Raw genomic sequence first — 20,434 nt, 5'->3', positions numbered from 1 at the left:
CTCTGCACGGGCACGCATCCTCAGGTCGCGCTCTTATAGCGGGTGGCCGGTAGCAGGGTCTTAGTGCCTTTCAACGTAAACATCGAAATCACTGTAAAGGCCAGCGTGAGGCAGCCGAGAACAAGATAAGCCTGATGGAAACCCACGGTGTCATACATGCGTCCAACCCATGTTGACAGCACGACGCCTGAAAGTTGCTTCGATAAATTAAATCCTATCAGGAACAACGTTGCCGACAGCGTTGGGTTAAAGGCTGAAGAGATATATTTAAAGGTGCCCACCAGCAGGAACGGCAGCTCAAACATATGCAGCATTTTTAAAATAACCACTTCCGTGGCGGATGAAGCAAAAGAAGAACCTAAAATACGCGTCGACATGATAACGCCGGCGATCAGCAGCGCATTTTTCGCACCAATGCGGTTCACAATCGCCGGGGCGAAAAACATGATCAACGCATTAAGTAATTCTCCTCCGGTGGTCACGAAGCCAAATACCTCAGTGCCGCGTTGCGGGCTGGAGAAAAAGCCTTTAAAGAAATTAGCGAACTGTTGGTCGAAGACGTCATAAACACTCGCGACACCCACCACGTAAACCATAAATCCCCAGAAGCGTGGCATCCGCAACAGCTCGGCGGCGGTGCGCAAAGAGAACGCCCGCTGATTAGCACCCAAGGCATCAATCACCCGTTCGGTGTTACTGCCTTCCGGGCGCGATACCCATAACAGTACGCCCAGCACCAGGGCAAAGCCGGACGCGATCCAGAAGGTGATATTGGGATCGATGTTAAACAGAATGCCGGTAATGGACGCACATAACGCCCAGCCCACGCAGCCGGAAACGCGGACTTTGCCATATTCAAAGCGGTTGGCGCGACTGACGCGTTCAATGTAGGCCTCGACGGCGCCGGAGCCGCTGGAGAAGACGACGCCCAAATAGATGCCGCCTGCCAGCGCGCCAGCAAAGATATTAATTTGCAGCAGAGGTGACAGCACAAAAATAAAGAAGGGCGCAAACAGGATCAGTAAAACCGTGATAATCCACAGCAGATGTTTGCGCAGCCCAAGTTTATCGGAGACCAGACCGAATACCGGCTGGAAGATAATCGAAAACAGCGAAATAGAAGAAAATACGATCCCGGTTTCTGTTTTGGTTAGATGGTTAACTTCCGCCAGCCAGACCGGGAAAAAGGGAAAGTAGGCCGACATAATGAAATAGTAGAAGAAAAAGAACAGCATAAAATAGATAAAATTATGCCGTTCTCTTGGTGCCAGTTGTGAGAGTTTCATTGTGACTGTTCCATCGGGTTATGCCGTTATGCCAGGGGCTTGCGCCCCTGATTATTATTGGAAATGCAGCGTTAACTGATATTGCCACCGTGTTTCGAGCAATAACCATTGCTGCAGTACGCTGGGCGTCCAGGAGTCATCACCGCCGACGCCCATATGCTGGCCATCAAGGGTTATCCAGACGCCATCTTCCGGCTGCATCCAGTGCCAGTGATCCGTCTCCATTAACTGCTTCGTGCTGTAAGGCTGTACCGAGAAGTGAAAATCACCTGAGACATGCCAGCGGCCCCAGTCCAGCGCTTTGCTGTCGCAACGCAACCCATTTTCAGTGGGGAAAATGTACGGCGTGCTCATCTCATCGAGCGGGCGCTCCCAACGGGAGAAACAGGCGCTGGTGCGGCGATCCGGGTAGTTCTCATGCGGCCCGAATCCCAGCCATGAGACCGGTTTATGCTGATCGGGCACCTGAAAATGCAGCCCAACGCGCGGCAACGGCGGCAGCGTGCCCGCCCGTTCACCATCGATGGCTAAATGCAGCGTGCCCTGTGCGTCAAAGGTCATGCGCCAGTGGCTGACGATCACCACGTCGTCATTGCTCAGATAGTGCCAGCGGCTATCGATCACCACTTCGTGCGACAGGCGCTGCGCGTCACACTGCACGCACCGTGCGGTGAGATGGTAAAGGCCTGCGCTTTTCCAGCGCTCAACCCAGGCGTTAGGATCGATGCGTTCCACTTCACTGACGCCAATATCGTTATCCAGCGGCGCGCGCACAAACTGGTCACGCAGCGGCGTCAGAAGTTGCTCTACGCCGTCGACCTGCCAGTGCGTCAGTAAGCCGCTTTGACGATCAATAATCCACTGCTGTACGCCGCTGCGAACCGTCCAGGCGGTGTCACTGTGGTTAAGCTCAGGGGCATCTGCTGCCGGGCTGGGCGTTTGCAGCACCAGCGGTGCGGCGAGGGCAAACTGTTGCCAGGCGACGCGGTGTCCGGCATCGGACCAGGCCGTGCGATCTGGCTGAATAACTTCCAGCGTCAACCACACTTCTGTGGCACCGGCGGGCAGCGTCAATTCCTCGGATAGCGTGAGCTCAGCGTACGCTTCAGGCGCAAGAGCAAGCGTTGTATGGCCTGCGGCAAGGGTTTCTCCCGAAGCCTGCACCCGCCAGTGAAGCTCTTCATTATCCGTGGTGCGGAACAGATATTCGCTGGTCAGGCTGATACGCAGTGGGTTTTGCGACACCAGCGCAAACTGGAAGTACTGCTGCGCATGCATCGCTTCAATCAGCGACGGGTGAGGACGGCGATCCGGGAACACCAGGCCATTCATGCAAAACTGCCGATCGTTGGGCTTATCGCCAAAATCACCGCCGTAGGCCCAGCCAACGCTGCCATCGTCGAAGGTTTTGGTAATGGCCTGATCGGCCCAGTCCCACACAAATCCTCCCTGCAACCGGGGATAATCACGAAACGCCTGCCAGTAATCGGCATAGTTACCGAGGCTGTTGCCCATGGCATGCGCGTATTCGCACAGGATCAAGGGCCGCTGCTCGCCGGGCAGGCTGATCCATTTTTTGATCCCCCATTTCGGCACCGCCGGAATAAGCAGATCGCTTTCGACACGGGCATACATTGGGCAGAGGATGTCGGTGGTGGTGCTGTTGGCGCCGCCGCCTTCATACTGCACCGGGCGTGACGGATCGTTACGTTTGAGCCAGTGATACATCGCTTCGTGATTGCCGCCGCCGCCGGACTCATTGCCCAGCGACCAGATAATGATCGACGGATGATTGCGATTGCATTGCACCATCCGCGTAACGCGGGCGCTCCAGGCCGGTAACCACGCGGGGTCGTCGGAAAGGCGGTTCATCGGCACCATGCCGTGGGTTTCAATGTTGGCCTCATCCACCACGTAGAGGCCATAACGGTTGCACAGCTCATACCAGCGCGGCACGTTAGGGTAATGGGAGCAGCGAACGGCGTTGAAGTTATGCTGCTTCATCAACAAAATGTCCTGCACCATATCCTCTTCGGTGACGACCTGCCCGCGCTCAGGGTGATGTTCATGGCGGTTGACGCCACGAATCAACAAGGGTTTACCGTTCAGTTTCAGTAAGCCATTGCTGATTTCCACCCGACGAAAACCGATATCCCAGGCTTCAGCCTCGATCAGCGTGTCGCCGCCCCACAGCGAGACTACCGCGCGATAGCAGTGGGGCGTTTCTGCACTCCACAGCGCCGGGCGCGCGACGGGAAGGCGCATCACGGCACGTTCGGCGTAATTGCCGCGCTCATCGATTGTCGGCGATCCAGGCGGCTGACGATGGCTTGCAACCTGCTCGGCGTTATCCCACACTTCGACGCTAATCGTCAGGTTTTCAGGCAGCTGTTTCAGGCCGGCGACGCTCACATTAACCACCAGCTCAGCATCGCGATAAAGCGCATCAAGCTCTGGTGTGAGCTGAACATCGCTGAGGTGCAGGGTCGGTTTATTCAGCAACCAGACGGAACGGAAGATACCGCTCATCCGCCACATATCCTGATCTTCCAGCCAGGTGCCTGCGCTCCAGCGCATCACCATGACGCAAAGCCGGTTCTCGCCCGGCTTAAGCGCGGCGCTGAGATCAAAGGCTGCGGGCAGGCGGCTGTCCTGGGAGTAACCGATCCATTCACCGTTGCACCACAGGTGAAAAGCTGAGTTCACGCCATCAAAAATAATCTGCGTCTGACCTTCAGTCTGCCAGTTTTCCTCCACGCTAAACGTCAGTGAGTAGCAACCGGTAGGGTTCTCTTCCGGTACCCGCGGTGGCGTCGTTTCAATGGGGTAACGGACGTTGGTATAGATTGGCGCGTCGTAGCCTGCCATTTGCCAGTTCGACGGCACGGTTGTGCTGCGGCTCTCTGCCAGATCGCTCTCCAGCCAGCTGGCGTCTACCTCAAACGGGCTGCGGGCATAAGCGAACTGCCACTGGCCATCCAGCAGACGGCGCTGTGCTGAGGGCTGATTTTCGCGGGCTGCACCAAGGTCGCGCCAGCTGGCAAACGTGGGATGGGCCGCTAAACGGTTCAGGTGCGTAATGGTCTGGTTTTGCCAGTCTTCACGGGCAAGAACATCATGAAATTGCAGCCCGGAAGAGGCAGGACGATCGAGATGGCGCATAAAGTTACCTGACAGGTCAAAGAAAATGTCATTCGCTAGACAAGACAGGTTGAGTTATCAGATATTTTATTGATAACAACAATATTGCTGAGATTGAAACTCATTAACGATCACGAAACAGGGCGAAAAGCAGCAAGATTTGTCGTAATGTAGACAATAAATGTTAGCGATCGACATTTATGCCCGATATGCACAGGAGAAGAGGATGCAGCGCCGTACGTCAACGTTAGAAGATGTGGCGCGTGAGGCCGGGGTATCCCAGCAAACCGTCTCTCGCGTGTTGAACCGGCCCGACGTGGTCTCTGAGCGCACCCGCAACCGAGTGATCCACGCCATGCAGGCGTTGCACTATGTGCCTAACCGATCGGCGCAATTACTGGCAGGGAAATCGGCACCGTCGATCGGCCTGATCACCGCATCGTTGACGCTGCATGCGCCTTCGCAAATTGCCGCGGCGATCAAAAGCTACGCTGGCGCGCACCAGCTGGAAGTGGTCATCGCGATGCCGGTAATGGTGGATTACGCCTCGCTTCAGGCCCGGTTGAATGAGTTCCGTGCGCAGAATATTCGCGGTGCGATTATCAACCTGCCGCTGGAAAGCAGCCTGGCGGAAAAGCTGGTGAGTGAGAATCCGGATATTTGCTGCCTGTTTTTAGATATCTCACCCGAAACCGATGTCTGCTGCGTGCGCTTTAATCACCTCGATGGTTGTGGCGCCTGCGTCAGCCATCTGTGGGAACTCGGGCACCGGGATTTCGGTTTGCTGGCCGGCCCCGAAAGCTCGGTTTCAGCGCGTATGCGATTGAGCAGCTGGCGCGAGACCTTGCATCGGCATGGTGTCAGTAATGCGGTGACGGTTTTTGGTGACTGGAGCGCGGCCAGCGGCTGGCATAAAGCGTTTGAGTTGCTGCATCAGCACAGCCGCATTAGCGCCATCGTTGTCGCCAACGATCAAATGGCGCTGGGTGTGCTCAGTGCGCTGGCACAATTGCATCGCACCGGCAGCCGGGCCGTTTCAGTCACCGGCTATGACGACACCGCGGACAGCCTCTATTTTCAGCCGCCGCTAACGACGGTTGCGCAGGATTTCAATAAGCTGGGTAAACGGGCGGTTGAATTACTTATTCAGAAGATGGCCGCGCCGCAAATCAGAATTCGTGAGCTGCTGCCGACCCATTTAATCATCCGGCAGTCGACCTGGCCTTATGGCCAGCAGAATCAAAATGAGCAAGAGAGCGTCATTGCGCAATTAAAAACGCTGGTGGAAAAGTTGTGAAATTTTGCACCTGTTCCACAGGCTGGAAAGCCGGGATCGCTTTCCTGACCGCTGTGACGGCGCGCGATAGCTTCTCACTCGGCAGCAGAATGCTGCGGTCGTATGAGTAAGCGAACTTGCTTACCCCGATAACAGAGATGATGCTGAAATCGAAAACCATATCGCTCAGCCAGATAATTTGAACGCTGGTTCTCTTCAGCGATGATGCAACATACGTCAGAGGGCAATGCGTTGTCGGCCCAGTGCAAAATGGCAGCGATCGCTTCAGAGGCATAACCTTTGCCACGCGCGTCAGCAATCAGCGTCCATCCCGCTTCGGGGCAGGGCAAAGCTGGCGTAATATCGCGATGGGCATCCTGAAATCCAAACGCACCCACATACAGATTCGTCGTTTTCTCAAATACCGCCCAGTAACCATAGCCCAGGGCATGCCAGTGCCCAATGTAGCGCAGCAAGCGCGACCAGATGAATTCTGACGTGGGCAGCTCACCGCGATTCAATTTTATCATTTCAGGATCGGCCCAGCATGCCTGTAGTGCCGGGAAATCATCAAGCGTGAACTGCTTTAACACCAGGCGTTCTGTCTCCAGCCGTGGCGCCTGCTGTATAGGCATTTTCTCTCCGTTGCTTTAGCGCAGTGATGCCGGGCAATTTATCACCACATCCTGATACGCTGACAAAAAATTAACGCAGCATGACACGTAATTTCCGCCCACGTCACAGAATAGCCAGCCAAAAGGCACAGCAGACCTGTCAGTAATGAAAATAGCCAGCGTTGAGCAATAGCATTGGTTAAAACCGATGCCGTGGCTCACCGATCTGGCTTATTCATCACGCTCAACGCAGCAGGAATAGCAGCCTCGTTTCGCGTTATGGATCTGGATATAGTTTATCAACGGATCGGCAAAAAAAAGATGGATAAGCTGTTCAGCGAATTTTCCCTCACAGATATCCGCCTGCCGTATAAAGTGTCTCTCGTCATAGGCGCGCAATGACAGGAGCCGGTTGGTCATCACCTCCGGTAACGCGTTGACGTAAATGCCTTGCTGCGTACAGCCTTCCCACAAATAGATGGCATGCGTGCCGAAATAGGGCGTATTGGCCGGCTGATAGATGTGGTTGATGAGAATCGCGGTTTCACCCATCGGGATATCACATAATGAAATTCTGTCGGGATAGCCAGGATAACTGTCCACGGTGTGCCTGCTGGCACCCAGGCGGTTAAGACAGGCATCGCTCTGTCCAAAAAGATGAATGAACGGCTCGGCCTTCAGTCCAGAAATTTTGTAATTCATAACGTCTCCCGTTGTTGTCAGCGCTACAGTAGCGGGCAATTGAAGGAGAAATTCGCTGCTTTAGGTCAGGGAATTCGCAGTAACGTGCGGAATGAAAATGGCGCATGCGGTGCTGTGCTTCATTCAGCCAGCTTATGCGGGGATCGGTCAGAGATGAGTGAAAAGCCCTTTCAACACACAATAGATAATATGGCCGCCGCATCCCTGGGCGGCCATTAACGGGTATTACGCTGATAACAGCGTCGCTTCCCAACAAACTCATTTTCGCGGCCTAAGCCGCGGGAAAACGATTATTCAACGGTAACGATAATTTTACCTGTCTGACCATTGGCTTCCATATAGCGATGCGCATCCGCAATATCGTCAAGCGTGAAGGTTTTATCAATGACCGGTTTCAGTTTGCCGGAGCGCAACCCTTCGGTGACGAAGGATTTCGCCCGCGCCATTTTTTCCGCGTCGGTAGTGATTTCGAACAGCTCATAGCCGCGTAGCGTGAGATGTTTACCAAGAATCTCGAAGACAGGTACAACCATGTCGCGGCTGTCGAGCGCCCCATACTGGAAGTAGATGCCCTGCGGTGCCATGGTTTGCATCAGCTTAGCCGCGTCCGGGCCGCCAACAGGATCAAACACAATATGGGCACCTTCACCCTGCGTCGCCTGATTAATTTCAGCCACCATATCCTGCTCTGCGGTAGCGATAACGGCGGCGGCCCCCGCCTTCAGTAGCAGGTCGCGTTTTTCGCTGGTGCGGGTGAGGGCAATGGGTTTGGCACCCAGCATATTCGCTATCTGAATGGCTGCCAGGCCAACGCTGCTTGATGCTGCGCGAATAATTACATTCTGATCCGCTTGCAGGTTACCGTATTCCACCAGCGCGCCGTAGGCCGTGACGTACATCATCCAGCTCGCAGCGGCTTGTTCAAAAGAGAGATTCCCTGGGTGTTTTACCACCGCATGCGCCGGTGCGTTAACTAACTCACCGTACATGCCATATTCGCTAAACATGAAGGAAGGTATAACGCTGACCACATCACCTTTGGCAACGCTTTCGACATGCTCACCTACAGCCTCCACTACCCCAGCCGCTTCATAACCCAGTCGCGCCGGGAATTCAGGTTCAATCACATACTGGCCATTGCGGTACATAATTTCTGCGCGATTAAGGCCAATAGCATGGACCCGAATCTGAACTTCTCCTGCACCAGGCGCGGGTACCTGAACATCAACAATTTCCAACACTTCCGGACCGCCAGTGCGGTTAAAGGTAACAACTTTAGACATATTCAGACCTCGTCAGTGAACGACATACCCTGGAAAGGCATGATCGATTTATTTGCAAACACTCTACGGGGTTGTCATCAATGGAAAAATAGCTGCTGAGGAACATCAGTGTTACGAATTCAGTAACAATCGGTGGTTTCAGGCGATCTGCCTGGCAAAAAGGTCGCTGAACCAGTCGATAAACACGCGCACCTGCGGCGAAAGGTTGCGCCTGTCCGGATACATCACTGAAACGGGCTTAGAAACACAAGGGTACTGTGTCAGGATGGCTTCAAGCTTACCGGAAGCAATATGCGGTGCCAGGGCGTTACAGGATGCCTGGATAATACCCAGACCGGCCAGGGCACAGGACAAGAGAATATCGGAGTTATCAACCAGCATGCTGCCGACAGGGCGCCGCGAAACAACCACGCCATTCTCGATAAACTTCCATTCCATCACGTCCCGGCTGTGATCGCTGAAGAAGTTAACCGCCCGATGCTGCTCCAGATCTGCCAGTGTTGTTGGCCGCCCGTGCCGCTGCAGATAGGAAGGAGCGGCACAGGTGACCATTCTGATTTCCCCAATACGTCGGGAGATGAAGCTTGAGTCCTGCAGTTCGCCCAGCCGCACCACGCAGTCCACGCCTTCGCCAATCAGATCGGTTTTTTTATCCGAGGAAACCAGCACCATTTCAATATCGGGATACAGCGACTGGAACGCCATCAGATGGGGAATAATGATGGCATGAGCCAGCGCCAGCGGGACATCAAGCCTGAGCCGTCCACGCGGCGGCAGGGTCGGTGAAAAACTGGCCATCATGTTATCTACTTCAGCCAGAACGTGTTTGGCACGCTGATAAAATTCGTCGCCCTCAGCCGTCACGCTCAGCTTGCGGGTGGTGCGGTGAATGAGTTTTATACCGAGATCGTCTTCAAGATGCTGTATCGCTTTACTGACGGCGGGGCGGTGCAGCTGCAGAACATCAGCGGCTTTGGTGAAGCTACCCAGTTCAACAACCTGGATAAAAATAGTCATATATTCAATCATATTGGAACGCATATCAGCCCCTGAGCACCTTTAATATTCCTGCCGCGCCTGTGTGTTTCGTGATTCGGATCGACCTGAGGCGCTAACTGAAAGCTAATGCAGAATGAACCGTAGACTCAAGTCTACCTGAATTTCACCTGCAGGCTTTTGGGCGGCTGTGCTTCAATGTTCGCCTCTGGCGCAATGCCGACTACGCCAGGGCTTGCACGTCCGCTATGAGCGAAGAGCGGACATGCGCATTTGCTCTGCAGCAGCTGGAGGTTTTGTTAACGTAGCCACATATTAATTAACAGGGGCAGGTCATGCTTGACCTGCTCCCTGCAAACTAACATACCATGAAGAAAGTAACATCCGTTCCTGGCACATAGCAGCCCACGGCAACGGCCAAGAGCGGCAATTAAGCGAAGTTCGTAATTGTTGCCACAATTAATGCCGAGTCCTAATCAATGGGGAGCAGTTCAGCGCGTTTTTACAGGCTTAATTAGTTTCGGTTATGGCCAAACTCTCGCGAGAGCAGTATTTGCTTCCAGTGAGTTTCGCGGCGGTCAATTTCACCTTTTTCGGCATTAAGATCCATGACTTCGAGGATCGCGAATGTGATATTCTGCAGTCGGTTTTCATCGCCTATGCCGAAAGCTTCCTTAAGCCCTACATTGCCGCCATGCCCGGAACCAAAATAATATTTCCATCGGCCCCATATCCCCTCAATTCCATCGGCTTTTCCAACGTAGAGTTTTCCACCGTCCCGATCAGTTAATACATAGATGCCTTTAACCACGGACAGTGCGGTACGCCAGGATTGCAGATTAAGTCTGAGGATCGAGCCGATGCTGTTCCGGTCCAGCACGACGTTGCGGTAGCCTGGAAACTCGCCGAAGGTCAGACGTGCCGGGGTGATGGCGCTGATAACCAGTTCGCTCTGAATACTTTCACCGAGGCGAATGAAGTTACGGACTGTATTTTTAAAGCTGATATACATCCTTCCAGCGTATTCTTCAGTCTCTGGGATTTTCTGAAGGTGGTACTGATAATACAGTTCTTCACGATCAGCGTAGGCTTTCTTTCCCGCGTTGCCTATTTGCTGAAATGCTCCCGCAAATAGCCAGGTTTCAGTCCCCGGGATTCTGATCAGTGAAACGACATACCTGCGGCTAAACTCCAGTCGCTTCTGCCAGCACTGCCAGTCGTCGAAAGTGCCTTCACGGAATTTAACCAGCGGATCCTCTTTATAATCATTTAATTGCGCAAGATGGACTTTGGTGGCTTCAGGCGTCAGATCAGGAAAATCCATCTTCAGATAATCAAAAAGCTTCAATTCCTCTCCTTAATAATCAGCTGAGTCTGTTAACTTTTTGCCGTGGCTTCACGTTATATGCCCGCATTCCACTAAGCTGTTTCTCACAAATTAACACGATTCGATTTCAGCAACGTTCTCTTCTTGCAGGTAACTTACTGACGGCTGAATAAGATACAGACCTGCTCTCTTCAAATTGACATAGATGACTATATTGGCAACGTCCGCTTCTGGGACAAAGCGGAGATTATGTTCACATCCCTATTACGATTGAGCGCGCTGAATGCTAAGTTCATAAACTACGCAAGGCACATCATAATGCTGTTCTATTGCTTTGTAAGTCATGCCTAATCGCTGCATCACTCGCTGAGAGGGCGTATTTTGAGGGTCGGCAACAGCCACTAAATACGTCGCGCCTATCTGCTCTGCTGCGAAATCAATAATCGATTTAGCCGCTTCTGTTGCATAGCCTTTGCCATTGTGTTCCGGGACTAGCCGCCAACCAATCTCTAAGGGGGCACTTTCAACGTTTGCCAGATATTGGAGGCATGCTGCTCCAACAACGGCCCCGGAAGTCTTCTCTTTAATAGCCCACCACGAAAATCCATATTTCTGCCATCTGGCCTGAACTCGCCTGATACTTTCCCAAGTCTCTTCTGGCGTTTTGACAATGCCTTTGCTGATATACCGCATCACGCCGGAATCGTTTTCCATTACCCTTAAGCCTTCATAGTGTGAGTCATGATAGGGTTCAAGCCTTAAACGAGCAGTTTCTAAATTCATCTGACACTCCTTTTTACCTGAAGGCATTACTTTCGCTGAACTTCACCACATAAATCACCATAGCACGATGTTAGCTGCGTCCGCTTTTGGCACAAAACGGACTGACATCAAGCCTATGTCCGCTTTGAGCGAGAAGCGGAAGTCACACTAAGCGAACTTTGCTAGTCAAAGACGTCGGACGTGAAAGCTCGGCTTTTGGGGATGTGCTTCGCGTCACAAGCTTTTATTACATCTTTTTGTTCAGGCGATCTTAAAATGACCGACCAAAATGTCGGTCAGCAGATCGGCCTGACGAATGAGTTCAGCTCCTGTAAATCCCTCATTCGTAGACCTTTCGGCAAAGCTGGTCACAAGCAGCACGATAAAATTCACATTGAAATCGAGGTCGCTCTTATCCGGCAAGCCTACTGCGGTTTCGATAAAGGTTCTGGTCAGATCGGCTCCTTTGGAGATCAGCGCCTTAAATTCGTCGGTCTCTCTCAGGTCAATCGATGCGATCCTCAGCGCCTGTCGTAGGTCGGCCTCGGCTGCTTCGATTATGAAGAACTCGCGAATGAAATCGCGCAACTTGCGAGAATGTTCGGGGCCAGTCTGGATGAGGATGGGCGTGAGTTGCCGCAACTGCCGCTCCCAGTTCAGCTGGGTGATGTGAAAGAGCAGCGCCTCCTTATTTGGAAAATACTGATAGAAAGAAGATATATTGACTCCGGCTTTCTCTGCGACCTTGTTCGCCGTAAAACCGGCGGGCCCTTCTTTCCGCAAAATGTAAGTAGCGGCCTCGACGATGGCCGCAACTGTTGCGATCGCTCGCTGTTGTTTCGCTTCTTTTTTCAAGGAGATATCGATCTTTTTACGCATTCAAAACCTCGGCCAGCGTAAGTGACTATCGAATGTAACTAAAAGATTATATTTTTAACTTCATGAATTTCAATGTGAAACGATTGAAGGAAGAAACATGACTATAAGTTACGAAGAGACGAAGGTTGCCATTATCGGTGCAGGGGTGGCGGGTCTGACGCTGGCAACATTTCTGCAGAAATCCGGCGTACCCTGCGTGGTACTGGAGCGGCGCAATCGCACTTATGTCGAGGTTCGTCAGAGAGCAGGCGTTGTCGAGGCGCGCGGGGTGGAGATGTTCGAGCGCTGGGGACTGGCCGACAAACTTCTTGCTGGCCCCGTCGCCCAGACAATCGATTATCGCGTCAATGGCGTTGGCCGCATTTTTGATATCGGTGACGAGGGAGACGCGCAGAGCCGGTTCTGCACTCAGCAAATGCTGGTCAACAACCTGTTGCGGGAATTGATCGACGCCATGGCGGGCGATGTGCGTTTCGAGGTCGCCGACGTGGTGATCACCAATGAGGCGGACCGCCGCCCCTCAGTGGCCTATTCTGACGCCGGCGGCCATCACGAGATAGTCTGCGGCTTTATCGTCGGGTGCGATGCCGATCGTGGCGTCAGCCGAGCATCCATTCCCTATGGAATTTTGACCCGGTATGTTCATGAGTTCGGCTATGCCTGGATGGCCGCATTGGTTGAGGCCCCGGTGACAGGTGATCCGATCATGGCTGTCAGCGATCACGGCTTTGTCGGCCAGTTGCCGCGCGGGCCGCAGCGCAGTCGCTATTATCTGCAATGCGCATTGACCGACACTGCCGAGGATTGGCCAGAGAAACGCATCTGGGACGAAATTCGCCTCCGCCTGAACGATGACACTATCCAGAATGCCGTGGTGCACAATATCGACTTCGTGCCGTTACGTTCCGTCGTCTATGCACCAATGCAGTATGGCAATCTTTTCCTCACCGGCGATGCGGCCCATATGGTGCCGCCTGCCAGTGCAAAGGGCATGAACATGGCACTTTACGATGTGGATGTTCTTGCCCAGGCCCTGTTGGACGCCGTGCGCAATCAGGACAGGAGAACCCTCGATAGCTACACCGATACTTGCCTGCCACGCATCTGGAACTACCAGGATTTTGCAGTCTGGATGACAGACACAATGCATGATGCCGGCAATCCGGCCCAGCAAGGTACATTCCGCCAGATGACGGCACGCTCCCGTCTGAATAATCTCTTTGCCTCCCCTGCAGCAGCGCGCCTGCACGGCGAATACCAACGCGGCACGAATTGACGGCAACCCAACCAACGGTAAGCTACTTAAGGAGGCGGCTGGAAGTTCATGGCCGCCGCCACCTCTTCACTGATTATCAACAGCGTTCATTCGATTTTGCTTGTCTGGACGACTGAAATGGCAGGAGAAACACGCACTCATAGAGGCCAGACATATGTCCGCTCCCGGCACAGAGCGGACTGACGTCAGGCTTATGTCCGCTATGAGCGAGAAGTGGTAGTACGAAATTGTTCTCACTTTCACGGGAGCATTATTAACATTGCCGTGTGTTAATTAAGTGGGAATAGGTCAGGTAGTCGCTGACACAAGAAGCATAATCAACACGTCTTGTATGAATGGAGTATTAAAGAATCACTCACGTTTTTCTAAGTCAGCCAATGCATAGGCTCCTCGCTCCGCAACTGATGGGGATGTATCGGATGCCAGTATTTTTGCCAGCGTTAATGCTTCATCACCAATAAAATCCAGTTTCTTGATGAGCATTTCTCCGGATATACGCCGAACCATAGGCGAACGATCAATAGTTGCCATTCTTAGGTTCTCAAGAAATGGTCTGGGTACAGGTATAACTCGCTCCTTTAAAACAGGAATGCGACGCTTAATGCCGTGTACTTTATCAATCCATTTCCATTCCACTCCTTCAGCCCAAACAAATCTACCTTCAAACAGGCAACGATATGCTTTTGCTCGCAAGGAGGGTTGAACGGATGAATTAGCAATCTCAGTCAGGAAGTTGTCTAATGCAGAGGTAAGACCTGCTTGTACAAAAACAGTAGCGACTGGTCCTGAGATAGATAACATAAGCCGTTTTTTTAGAGGCTCGGCTACTTTATCCATCAAAATAATTTGCACCAGAGCATTTTTTTCGGCTTCTTCCATTCTTCCCCATGAGTTCCAGTAAGGTAGCGTTATGAACAATACATCAACGATAATCTCTGGATTTGAAAATTCGGCGATTAGTGGCAAAGCATTGCGTGCAGCTTCTCTTACCTGAGGAACCCAGTCATTTAATCTTCTGACGGCTAAAGCAAACAAAAAACTATTAGGTGCTCCACCTGATAATATCTTTAATGCTCTTTCTCGCCTGAAACCATCAGCGTTACATATATCCAGCCATGTCAAAGAACCTATCGGATGGCTATCAAATTTTGCACGTGTTGGATTCGAGGTCTGAAGAGGCCAGGAAACCTCACTCCGGATGAGACGCTCCCAGTCATCAAGGTTTTTTAAAGGTAATTTTGAAGTTGCCGCGATAAACGTAGAGATATCTGGTCTTATTCTTTGATACAGAACATCGAAAGTTAGTGATTTTTTTATAGATGCAATGAGTTCCTGTTGAAGACTATCCTGAAATGGCATGAGCCTGTATCCCTTGATAAAAATTATAATGGTATTTATTTATCTATAAATTGGCGGAGATCCAAAGTCAACGTTGTTGGTCTGCTTACTCTTCCAGCGCCTGAATTACATATCAGGCAGGACCAAAAGCAGCAAGATAATAGTCTGCAGAGTAAATATGTAGCCTGCTAAACAGTAAAAGAATTTATGGACTTTTTAGAGTAGGGCTAAAAGAGCCCTGACAAGATGTCCGCTTCTGGCACAAAACGGACTGACATCAAGCCTATGTCCGCTTTGAGCGAGTAGCAGACGTTGCCGGTTAAGGGAAAGGCGCTACCAGACTGAACATCTTTAGCTCCCTTGCCGGTCATGCCTGTCTCAGTGAACTCTCTTCCTTAACATTAATGACCAGTGCTGCATTAATGTCACCGCTTCTGTTCTGAGATTTTGACCATACTATCTAAACATACGAGTTCCTTCTCTCACCATCCACCTTCTCACCGGTGGAGAAATCAACCTGTTAGCAGCCAATGTTTCCCGGAGATTTCATTTTCCTGCCATTTTTGTTGTTTACGCTGTCAGCTTCCTTACCTGGATATTAACAATATGAAAATAAAAGCTATTTCTCTGGTTATCGGCTGTGCGCTCTCTTCATCAACGCTGGCGGCGCAGCCGCAGGTCGAGCGCTATATCGTCAGTTTTCCCGAAGGTACGCACGTAAGCTACAACGGCGCATTCGCCAGCGCATTTCCAAAGGGGTTGCCGGTGGGAATCGGCTCCGGTTTGCTGTTTACCGGCAAGCAGGGGGATGCGCTCACCTTCGCGACCGTCACCGATCGCGGGCCGAATGCCGACTCGCCTGATGTGGGTAAGCGAGAGGCAAAAATTTTCGTCACGCCAGAGTTCGCCCCGCTACTGATGAATATTCGGGTGCAAAACGGCAAAGCGGAGGCCACGGACGCCCGACCGTTGCATGACGACAAAGGCAATATCAACGGCTTGCCGTTGCAGGATGGCATCATCGGATCAACCAATGAAATTGCGTTAAGCGATACGTTGAAAGTGCTGCATGGCGACAACCGCGGTCTGGATACGGAAGGCATTACGCCAGACGGCAAGGGAGGATATTGGCTGTGCGATGAATATGGCCCGTTCCTGATTAACGTTGATGAGCGCGGCAAGATCCTGACTATTCATGGGCCGCAGGCAGCAGAGGGAGAGAAATCGATCGCGGGCGGTCTGCCGAACGTTCTCAAATGGCGTCAGCCAAATCGTGGATTTGAAGGGCTCACCCGCATGCCGGACGGGCGTATCATCGCCGCGGTGCAGAGCACGCTGGATATCGATGGTAAAAGTAAAAAGCAGGCGCGCTTTACCCGTCTGGTGAGCTTCGATCCGGCGACCGGGAAAACCGCGATGTATGGTTACCCTATCGACAGCGCCGCTTACAGTAAAAACAGCGACGCAAAAATTGGCGATATCGTGGCGCTCGACAATCAGCATATCCTGCTGATTGAACAAGGCAGCGACAAAGACGACGCGATGCGCAACCTGATCTATAAGGTGGATCTTAGCCCGGCTACCGATCTTGCCGCGTTCGATAAGCCTGGCGAGTATACAGAGTTTGACGACGAGAAAGCGCTGGCGAAGCGCGGCATTAAGCTCGCCGCTAAAACGCTGGTGGTCGATTTACGTCAACTTGGCTGGCAGCAGGAGAAAGCTGAAGGTCTGGCGTTGATCGACAATAAAACGCTGGCGGTCACCAATGACAATGACTTCGGCGTGAAAACAGTCATGCAAAATCCGGTGGAAGGTAAGAAGCGCAAGGATTATCGGGTGACTGAACAGGGTACGCTAACGATAGATGATAAGCCGGTTGCAACCACTATCGGCGTGAAGCCGCTGAAAAAACCGGAGTCGGACAGCGAGTTGTGGATTGTCACGCTGGCGGCACCGCTGAAGTAAATGCTTTCCCTGCGCCAGGCTGCGTCCCTTAATTACATCGCTTTTTGTAAAAGAGCCGGATGCAGCCCAGTTTTGCTAGCGACAGATCATTCCTTGCCGTTTGGTGACAGCGGGCTACGGACCAACATCATCCGCTATGATCGGCAAGCGGACGTTTAACTGCCACGAACAGAATCAGTGAGGCTACAGATCTCTAAAAAATCCAGCTCGTTACAGACAGCAATAGCGTACCAGCTACTCTGTTTTTTGTAGATGCGCGTTTTGCACGGTATCCGCATTGATATGTTGCCCGCATGACGACCAATAACACGTGCCATCTCATTTCTGGCTGAGCGGGCAACGGAAGCGACGGCTGGACTGTTCACCGATCCTTTTCGCGCAGGATCTTGCCGACATTTCCGCCCGGATGAACTTTCAACAGACGCTCCTGATTAAAGCCATTACGCAGCATGATGTTGCCGCACAGCGCATCAAATACCGCCAGCACCAGCACGATAGAGGTGGTGGCCAACATATTGAACGGGTCGATTTCCCGCTGGATATGTGTTTTCACTACCAGCGTAGCGGCCGAGGCAATCGGCGAGTCCAGATTCTCGGTCACGCTAATAATCGTCACGCCTTTAGTTTTCAACGTCGGCAGCAGGCGTGTCAGTTCTTCAGAGTTGCCGCCGCGTGAAATCAGAATCATCAGATCGTTGCTGCGCATAAAACCCAGGTCGCCGTGGGCCGCATCTGTCGCACTGAGGTAAACGGCCGGTTGCTCGACGCACGCCAGCATGTGTGCGATTTTACGCGCGGCAATGCCCGAAGTGCCGACGCCGGTCACGGCAATTTTGCCTTTGCAGCGCGTGACCAGCGTCAGCAACTGCTGCCAGGTATCGGCATCAAGATTACGCTGCAAAGCCAGTAATTCCTGGCTGTAGGTCTGCCAGCCCTGACACGCCAGGCCAAACTCTTCTTCCGCGTTCATTTGGTTTCCCCCTGCATCAGCTGACGGTATTTCATGCTGTCGTGGTACATCTCATGGAATACACGGTATTTCCGATCGTAATACTCTTTGATTTTGTTGGTCTGTGGCGTGATGGTTTTACCGATGCGGCTCATAGCGGCCATCGCTTCTGGCAGAGAATCGTACGCACCTGCTGCGACGGTGCCCATCATGGCACTGCCGAGCAACATCGCTTCACTCTCTTCCGGCAACAGCATCGCGCAGCCTGTTGCATTGGAATGTTCCTGCACAAAGACGGGATTTTTGGTGCCGCCGCCACTTGCCATCATGGTATCGATGCAGTAACCGCTCAGGTTCATCGTCTCAATAATATGGCGAGTACCGAGCGCCAGCGCCTGAATGGTGGCAAGGTAGTGCAGTGCCATGTCTTCTGGTGTGCGTGACAGTTTCAGACCCGTCAGCGTTCCAGTCAGCGTCGGGTTAGCACGCGGTGAGCGGTTGCCATGGAAATAGGGCAGCATATGAATGTCTTTGGTCAGGAACGCGATATTCTCTGGTTCACCCGCCATTTTGCGCAGGATGCCGTTCAGTATTTCATAAATGGTCTTGCCGCTATCTTTACCCTGCTTCAGCAGATCCTGATAACACGGGTGTGACTGAATCACATGGTCAACCAATGCGCCAGTGGTAGATTGCCCACCTTCATTCAGCCAGTAATCCGGCAGAATCGCCGAATAATAAGGCCCCCAGATCCCACCGATATAGCGCGCGCTACGTGACATGGCCATATGTGCAGTGGATGTGCCGCCGATCAGCGCAATGCGGTTGTCGAAATCCGCTGACTCGCCGGATGGCCCACTGGCACCAAGAATGCCAAGGCTGCCCGCGTGTGCATCAATAATCGAGACGCTGACCGCCGTGCCGGCCATCAAACCCATTTCCGCAGCGGCGCGCTGTGTCAGTCCATGACCCAACGGCTCGCCCATGGTTTTTACTTCGCTGCCGATTTTCGACGCGTTGTTTTCCAGCAAGTCATCCAGGCCGATCTGGCGGAAATAGCTCGGGTCCCAGCGGTCTTCGTGACCGATATAGGTCCACTTGCAGACGGTTGAGCATAACGAGCGCGTGGTGTCATGCGTGGCGCGCCAGGTGAGGAAATCAGGCAGGTCGAACAGATGCCCGACGTTGCTCCAGGTGGTCGGCATGTGCTGTTTCAACCAGAGCAGTTTTGGCGTCTGCATTTCCGGCGAAATAATTCCCCCAACGAATTCCAGCACGCGGTGACCGGTGGCATTAATACGTTCTGCCTGCGTGATTGCGCGGTGATCCATCCAAACAATAATATTCTGCTCGCTGCGTCCGGACGGGCTGACGGTCAGCGGTTTGCCTTCTTTATCCAGCACGACCAACGAACAGGTAGCGTCAAAACCGACTCCTTTTACCTGAATTGGGTTGATATCGGCCTGATTAACCGCGTCTTTGACGGCATTACAGACGGATTGCCAGATCTCATCGGAAGATTGTTCGACGAAATCCGCTTTCGGGCGGTACAAGGTGATCTCGCGGCTGGCCTGGCCAACCATGCGGCCGCTCATGTCGAAGACGCCCGCACGGGCGCTGCCAGTTCCTACGTCTACGCCAATAAAATAACTTGCCATGTTGTTTCCCTTCATAAAAAGCGTTCGCTTATGATTTTCTGTTTTGCAGAGCGATAAACAGGATCAGTACGCAGCCCCACAGAGCCATGGTCAGGTAACTGCTGACGCCCATCAGGTTCAGGCCGCTTTCCAGCATTTGCAGGACAATCAGCGCCAGTACCAGCCCGATAACCCGACCAAAACCGCCATCGGGATTAATTCCACCCAGCACGGAAGCCAGAATAGTTACCAGCAAATAGGAGTCGCCGTAGCCTGCTTTGGCAGAGTTAAATTTGGACATCATCAGCAGTGCCGCGCCCCAGCCGAGCAGCGCAGAGAGCACGTAAACTGCAATGGTGACTTTGTGGGTGTTGACACCACTGAAGCGCGTGGCCTGTTCATTGGAACCCATCAGATACAGGCTGCGACCAAGCGTGGTGTGTTCCAGTAAGACCCACAACAGCAGCGCTACCAGCAGGAATAAAAGCAGGGCAACCGGAATACCCAGCAGGCTGCCGTTGCTGAGGTACTGGATTGCCGTCGGGAAGCCGGAAATCACGGCGCCGTTCGTCAGCAGAATATTCAGCCCGGCAATGAGCGTCATGGTACCCAGCGTTGCCAAAATCGGCGAAACACCGATATAAGCGATCAATGCGCCATTGAGCACACCAATCACCACGGCCACCCCCAGACCGGCGAGCATCGCCAGTGCGAAATATTCTGGCTGGTTCGGATGCGCCACCAAAATGGCCGCCATCACCAGCGAACAGGCGTTGGCACCGGCAATCACGGAAAGGTTGATACCGCCGGTGAGCATGGTGATACCCATTCCCAGCGCCAGCATGCCCAGAATCGGTAATTGCGAGGAGATCGACTGGAAATTGCCGATGCTGTAAAAACTGCCGCCCAGCGTGAACGAGAACAGCACGGCAACGGCGATGATAATCAGCAACTGCAAACGTATGATGCGGTCGCCAGGGAAGAATCGGTTCAAGGTGGTCAT

16 protein-coding genes are annotated in these 20,434 nt (G+C 52.7%); 3 read left to right on the top strand and 13 right to left on the bottom strand.

Annotated elements, in window-relative coordinates:
- Positions 1 to 20: 20 nt before the first annotated feature.
- On the bottom strand, positions 21 to 1,286 hold the full coding sequence (locus tag EM595_RS18600) for an MFS transporter (RefSeq protein ID WP_067436345.1): 1,266 nt from the start codon (positions 1,284 to 1,286) through the stop codon (positions 21 to 23).
- A 54-nt stretch (positions 1,287 to 1,340) separates the two neighbouring features.
- On the bottom strand, positions 1,341 to 4,448 hold the full coding sequence (locus tag EM595_RS18595; protein WP_067436342.1) for a beta-galactosidase: 3,108 nt from the start codon (positions 4,446 to 4,448) through the stop codon (positions 1,341 to 1,343).
- 205 nt (positions 4,449 to 4,653) lie between these two features.
- On the opposite strand from EM595_RS18595, the gene EM595_RS18590 reads away from it, so the two are divergent.
- Positions 4,654 to 5,724 (top strand): LacI family DNA-binding transcriptional regulator, encoded by a 1,071-nt coding sequence (locus EM595_RS18590; protein WP_067436340.1) that lies wholly within the window; start codon positions 4,654 to 4,656, stop codon positions 5,722 to 5,724.
- A gap of 74 nt (positions 5,725 to 5,798) precedes the next feature.
- Here EM595_RS18590 and EM595_RS18585 read toward each other — a convergent pair whose 3' ends face one another.
- The 7 genes from EM595_RS18585 to EM595_RS18555 form a co-directional block, all read right to left on the bottom strand.
- Entirely contained in the window at positions 5,799 to 6,338 is a 540-nt protein-coding gene (locus tag EM595_RS18585) for a GNAT family N-acetyltransferase (protein WP_067436337.1), read from the bottom strand.
- Positions 6,339 to 6,548: 210 nt separating this feature from the next.
- Entirely contained in the window at positions 6,549 to 7,019 is a 471-nt protein-coding gene (locus EM595_RS18580) for a DUF1203 domain-containing protein (protein ID WP_067436335.1), read from the bottom strand.
- A 290-nt stretch (positions 7,020 to 7,309) separates the two neighbouring features.
- Positions 7,310 to 8,302: a zinc-dependent alcohol dehydrogenase family protein gene (locus EM595_RS18575; RefSeq protein WP_067436333.1), complete on the bottom strand. Its 993-nt coding sequence runs from the start codon at positions 8,300 to 8,302 to the stop codon at positions 7,310 to 7,312.
- 138 nt (positions 8,303 to 8,440) lie between these two features.
- On the bottom strand, positions 8,441 to 9,343 hold the full coding sequence (locus EM595_RS18570) for a LysR family transcriptional regulator (RefSeq protein ID WP_067436331.1): 903 nt from the start codon (positions 9,341 to 9,343) through the stop codon (positions 8,441 to 8,443).
- Positions 9,344 to 9,812: 469 nt separating this feature from the next.
- A complete protein-coding gene (locus tag EM595_RS18565; protein WP_067436328.1) occupies positions 9,813 to 10,646 on the bottom strand; it encodes a GIY-YIG nuclease family protein in 834 nt (277 codons plus the stop codon).
- Between the two features lie 243 nt (positions 10,647 to 10,889).
- On the bottom strand, positions 10,890 to 11,408 hold the full coding sequence (locus EM595_RS18560) for a GNAT family N-acetyltransferase (RefSeq protein ID WP_067436321.1): 519 nt from the start codon (positions 11,406 to 11,408) through the stop codon (positions 10,890 to 10,892).
- A gap of 240 nt (positions 11,409 to 11,648) precedes the next feature.
- Positions 11,649 to 12,266, bottom strand: coding sequence for a TetR/AcrR family transcriptional regulator (locus EM595_RS18555; protein WP_067436319.1), 618 nt, complete (start codon positions 12,264 to 12,266; stop codon positions 11,649 to 11,651).
- A gap of 97 nt (positions 12,267 to 12,363) precedes the next feature.
- On the opposite strand from EM595_RS18555, the gene EM595_RS18550 reads away from it, so the two are divergent.
- Entirely contained in the window at positions 12,364 to 13,542 is a 1,179-nt protein-coding gene (locus EM595_RS18550; protein ID WP_067436316.1) for a 4-hydroxybenzoate 3-monooxygenase, read from the top strand.
- A gap of 351 nt (positions 13,543 to 13,893) precedes the next feature.
- Here EM595_RS18550 and EM595_RS18545 read toward each other — a convergent pair whose 3' ends face one another.
- Entirely contained in the window at positions 13,894 to 14,901 is a 1,008-nt protein-coding gene (locus EM595_RS18545; protein WP_067436314.1) for a hypothetical protein, read from the bottom strand.
- Between the two features lie 585 nt (positions 14,902 to 15,486).
- On the opposite strand from EM595_RS18545, the gene EM595_RS18540 reads away from it, so the two are divergent.
- Positions 15,487 to 16,845: an esterase-like activity of phytase family protein gene (locus EM595_RS18540; protein ID WP_067436312.1), complete on the top strand. Its 1,359-nt coding sequence runs from the start codon at positions 15,487 to 15,489 to the stop codon at positions 16,843 to 16,845.
- A gap of 361 nt (positions 16,846 to 17,206) precedes the next feature.
- Here EM595_RS18540 and EM595_RS18535 read toward each other — a convergent pair whose 3' ends face one another.
- From EM595_RS18535 to EM595_RS18525, 3 genes are read right to left on the bottom strand one after another with little or no spacing between them, the layout of a single operon-like run.
- The gene (locus tag EM595_RS18535; protein WP_067436309.1) at positions 17,207 to 17,815 is read right to left on the bottom strand and encodes a KpsF/GutQ family sugar-phosphate isomerase; all 609 of its coding nucleotides are present in this window, start codon (positions 17,813 to 17,815) and stop codon (positions 17,207 to 17,209) included.
- Positions 17,812 to 19,452 (bottom strand): FGGY-family carbohydrate kinase, encoded by a 1,641-nt coding sequence (locus EM595_RS18530; RefSeq protein WP_067436306.1) that lies wholly within the window; start codon positions 19,450 to 19,452, stop codon positions 17,812 to 17,814. Before EM595_RS18530 ends, EM595_RS18535 begins: the two co-directional genes overlap by 4 nt.
- 28 nt (positions 19,453 to 19,480) lie before the next feature.
- Entirely contained in the window at positions 19,481 to 20,434 is a 954-nt protein-coding gene (locus EM595_RS18525) for an ABC transporter permease (RefSeq protein ID WP_067436303.1), read from the bottom strand.

The organism is Duffyella gerundensis (assembly GCF_001517405.1).
In the GTDB taxonomy this organism is placed as follows: Bacteria; Pseudomonadota; Gammaproteobacteria; order Enterobacterales; family Enterobacteriaceae; genus Duffyella; species Duffyella gerundensis.
Note: the sequence above shows the minus strand (reverse complement) of the source record. Positions and strands in the feature narration are given on the sequence as shown.

What these genes read in the sequence shown, in the direction of transcription:
- EM595_RS18600 (WP_067436345.1), bottom strand. Translation starts at nt 1,286, where the DNA reads ATGAAACTCTCACAACTGGCACCAAGAGAACGGCATAATTTTATCTAT.
- EM595_RS18595 (WP_067436342.1), bottom strand. Translation starts at nt 4,448, where the DNA reads ATGCGCCATCTCGATCGTCCTGCCTCTTCCGGGCTGCAATTTCATGAT.
- EM595_RS18590 (WP_067436340.1), top strand. Translation starts at nt 4,654, where the DNA reads ATGCAGCGCCGTACGTCAACGTTAGAAGATGTGGCGCGTGAGGCCGGG.
- EM595_RS18585 (WP_067436337.1), bottom strand. Translation starts at nt 6,338, where the DNA reads ATGCCTATACAGCAGGCGCCACGGCTGGAGACAGAACGCCTGGTGTTA.
- EM595_RS18580 (WP_067436335.1), bottom strand. Translation starts at nt 7,019, where the DNA reads ATGAATTACAAAATTTCTGGACTGAAGGCCGAGCCGTTCATTCATCTT.
- EM595_RS18575 (WP_067436333.1), bottom strand. Translation starts at nt 8,302, where the DNA reads ATGTCTAAAGTTGTTACCTTTAACCGCACTGGCGGTCCGGAAGTGTTG.
- EM595_RS18570 (WP_067436331.1), bottom strand. Translation starts at nt 9,343, where the DNA reads ATGCGTTCCAATATGATTGAATATATGACTATTTTTATCCAGGTTGTT.
- EM595_RS18560 (WP_067436321.1), bottom strand. Translation starts at nt 11,408, where the DNA reads ATGAATTTAGAAACTGCTCGTTTAAGGCTTGAACCCTATCATGACTCA.
- EM595_RS18555 (WP_067436319.1), bottom strand. Translation starts at nt 12,266, where the DNA reads ATGCGTAAAAAGATCGATATCTCCTTGAAAAAAGAAGCGAAACAACAG.
- EM595_RS18550 (WP_067436316.1), top strand. Translation starts at nt 12,364, where the DNA reads ATGACTATAAGTTACGAAGAGACGAAGGTTGCCATTATCGGTGCAGGG.
- EM595_RS18545 (WP_067436314.1), bottom strand. Translation starts at nt 14,901, where the DNA reads ATGCCATTTCAGGATAGTCTTCAACAGGAACTCATTGCATCTATAAAA.
- EM595_RS18540 (WP_067436312.1), top strand. Translation starts at nt 15,487, where the DNA reads ATGAAAATAAAAGCTATTTCTCTGGTTATCGGCTGTGCGCTCTCTTCA.
- EM595_RS18535 (WP_067436309.1), bottom strand. Translation starts at nt 17,815, where the DNA reads ATGAACGCGGAAGAAGAGTTTGGCCTGGCGTGTCAGGGCTGGCAGACC.
- EM595_RS18530 (WP_067436306.1), bottom strand. Translation starts at nt 19,452, where the DNA reads ATGGCAAGTTATTTTATTGGCGTAGACGTAGGAACTGGCAGCGCCCGT.
- EM595_RS18525 (WP_067436303.1), bottom strand. Translation starts at nt 20,434, where the DNA reads ATGACCACCTTGAACCGATTCTTCCCTGGCGACCGCATCATACGTTTG.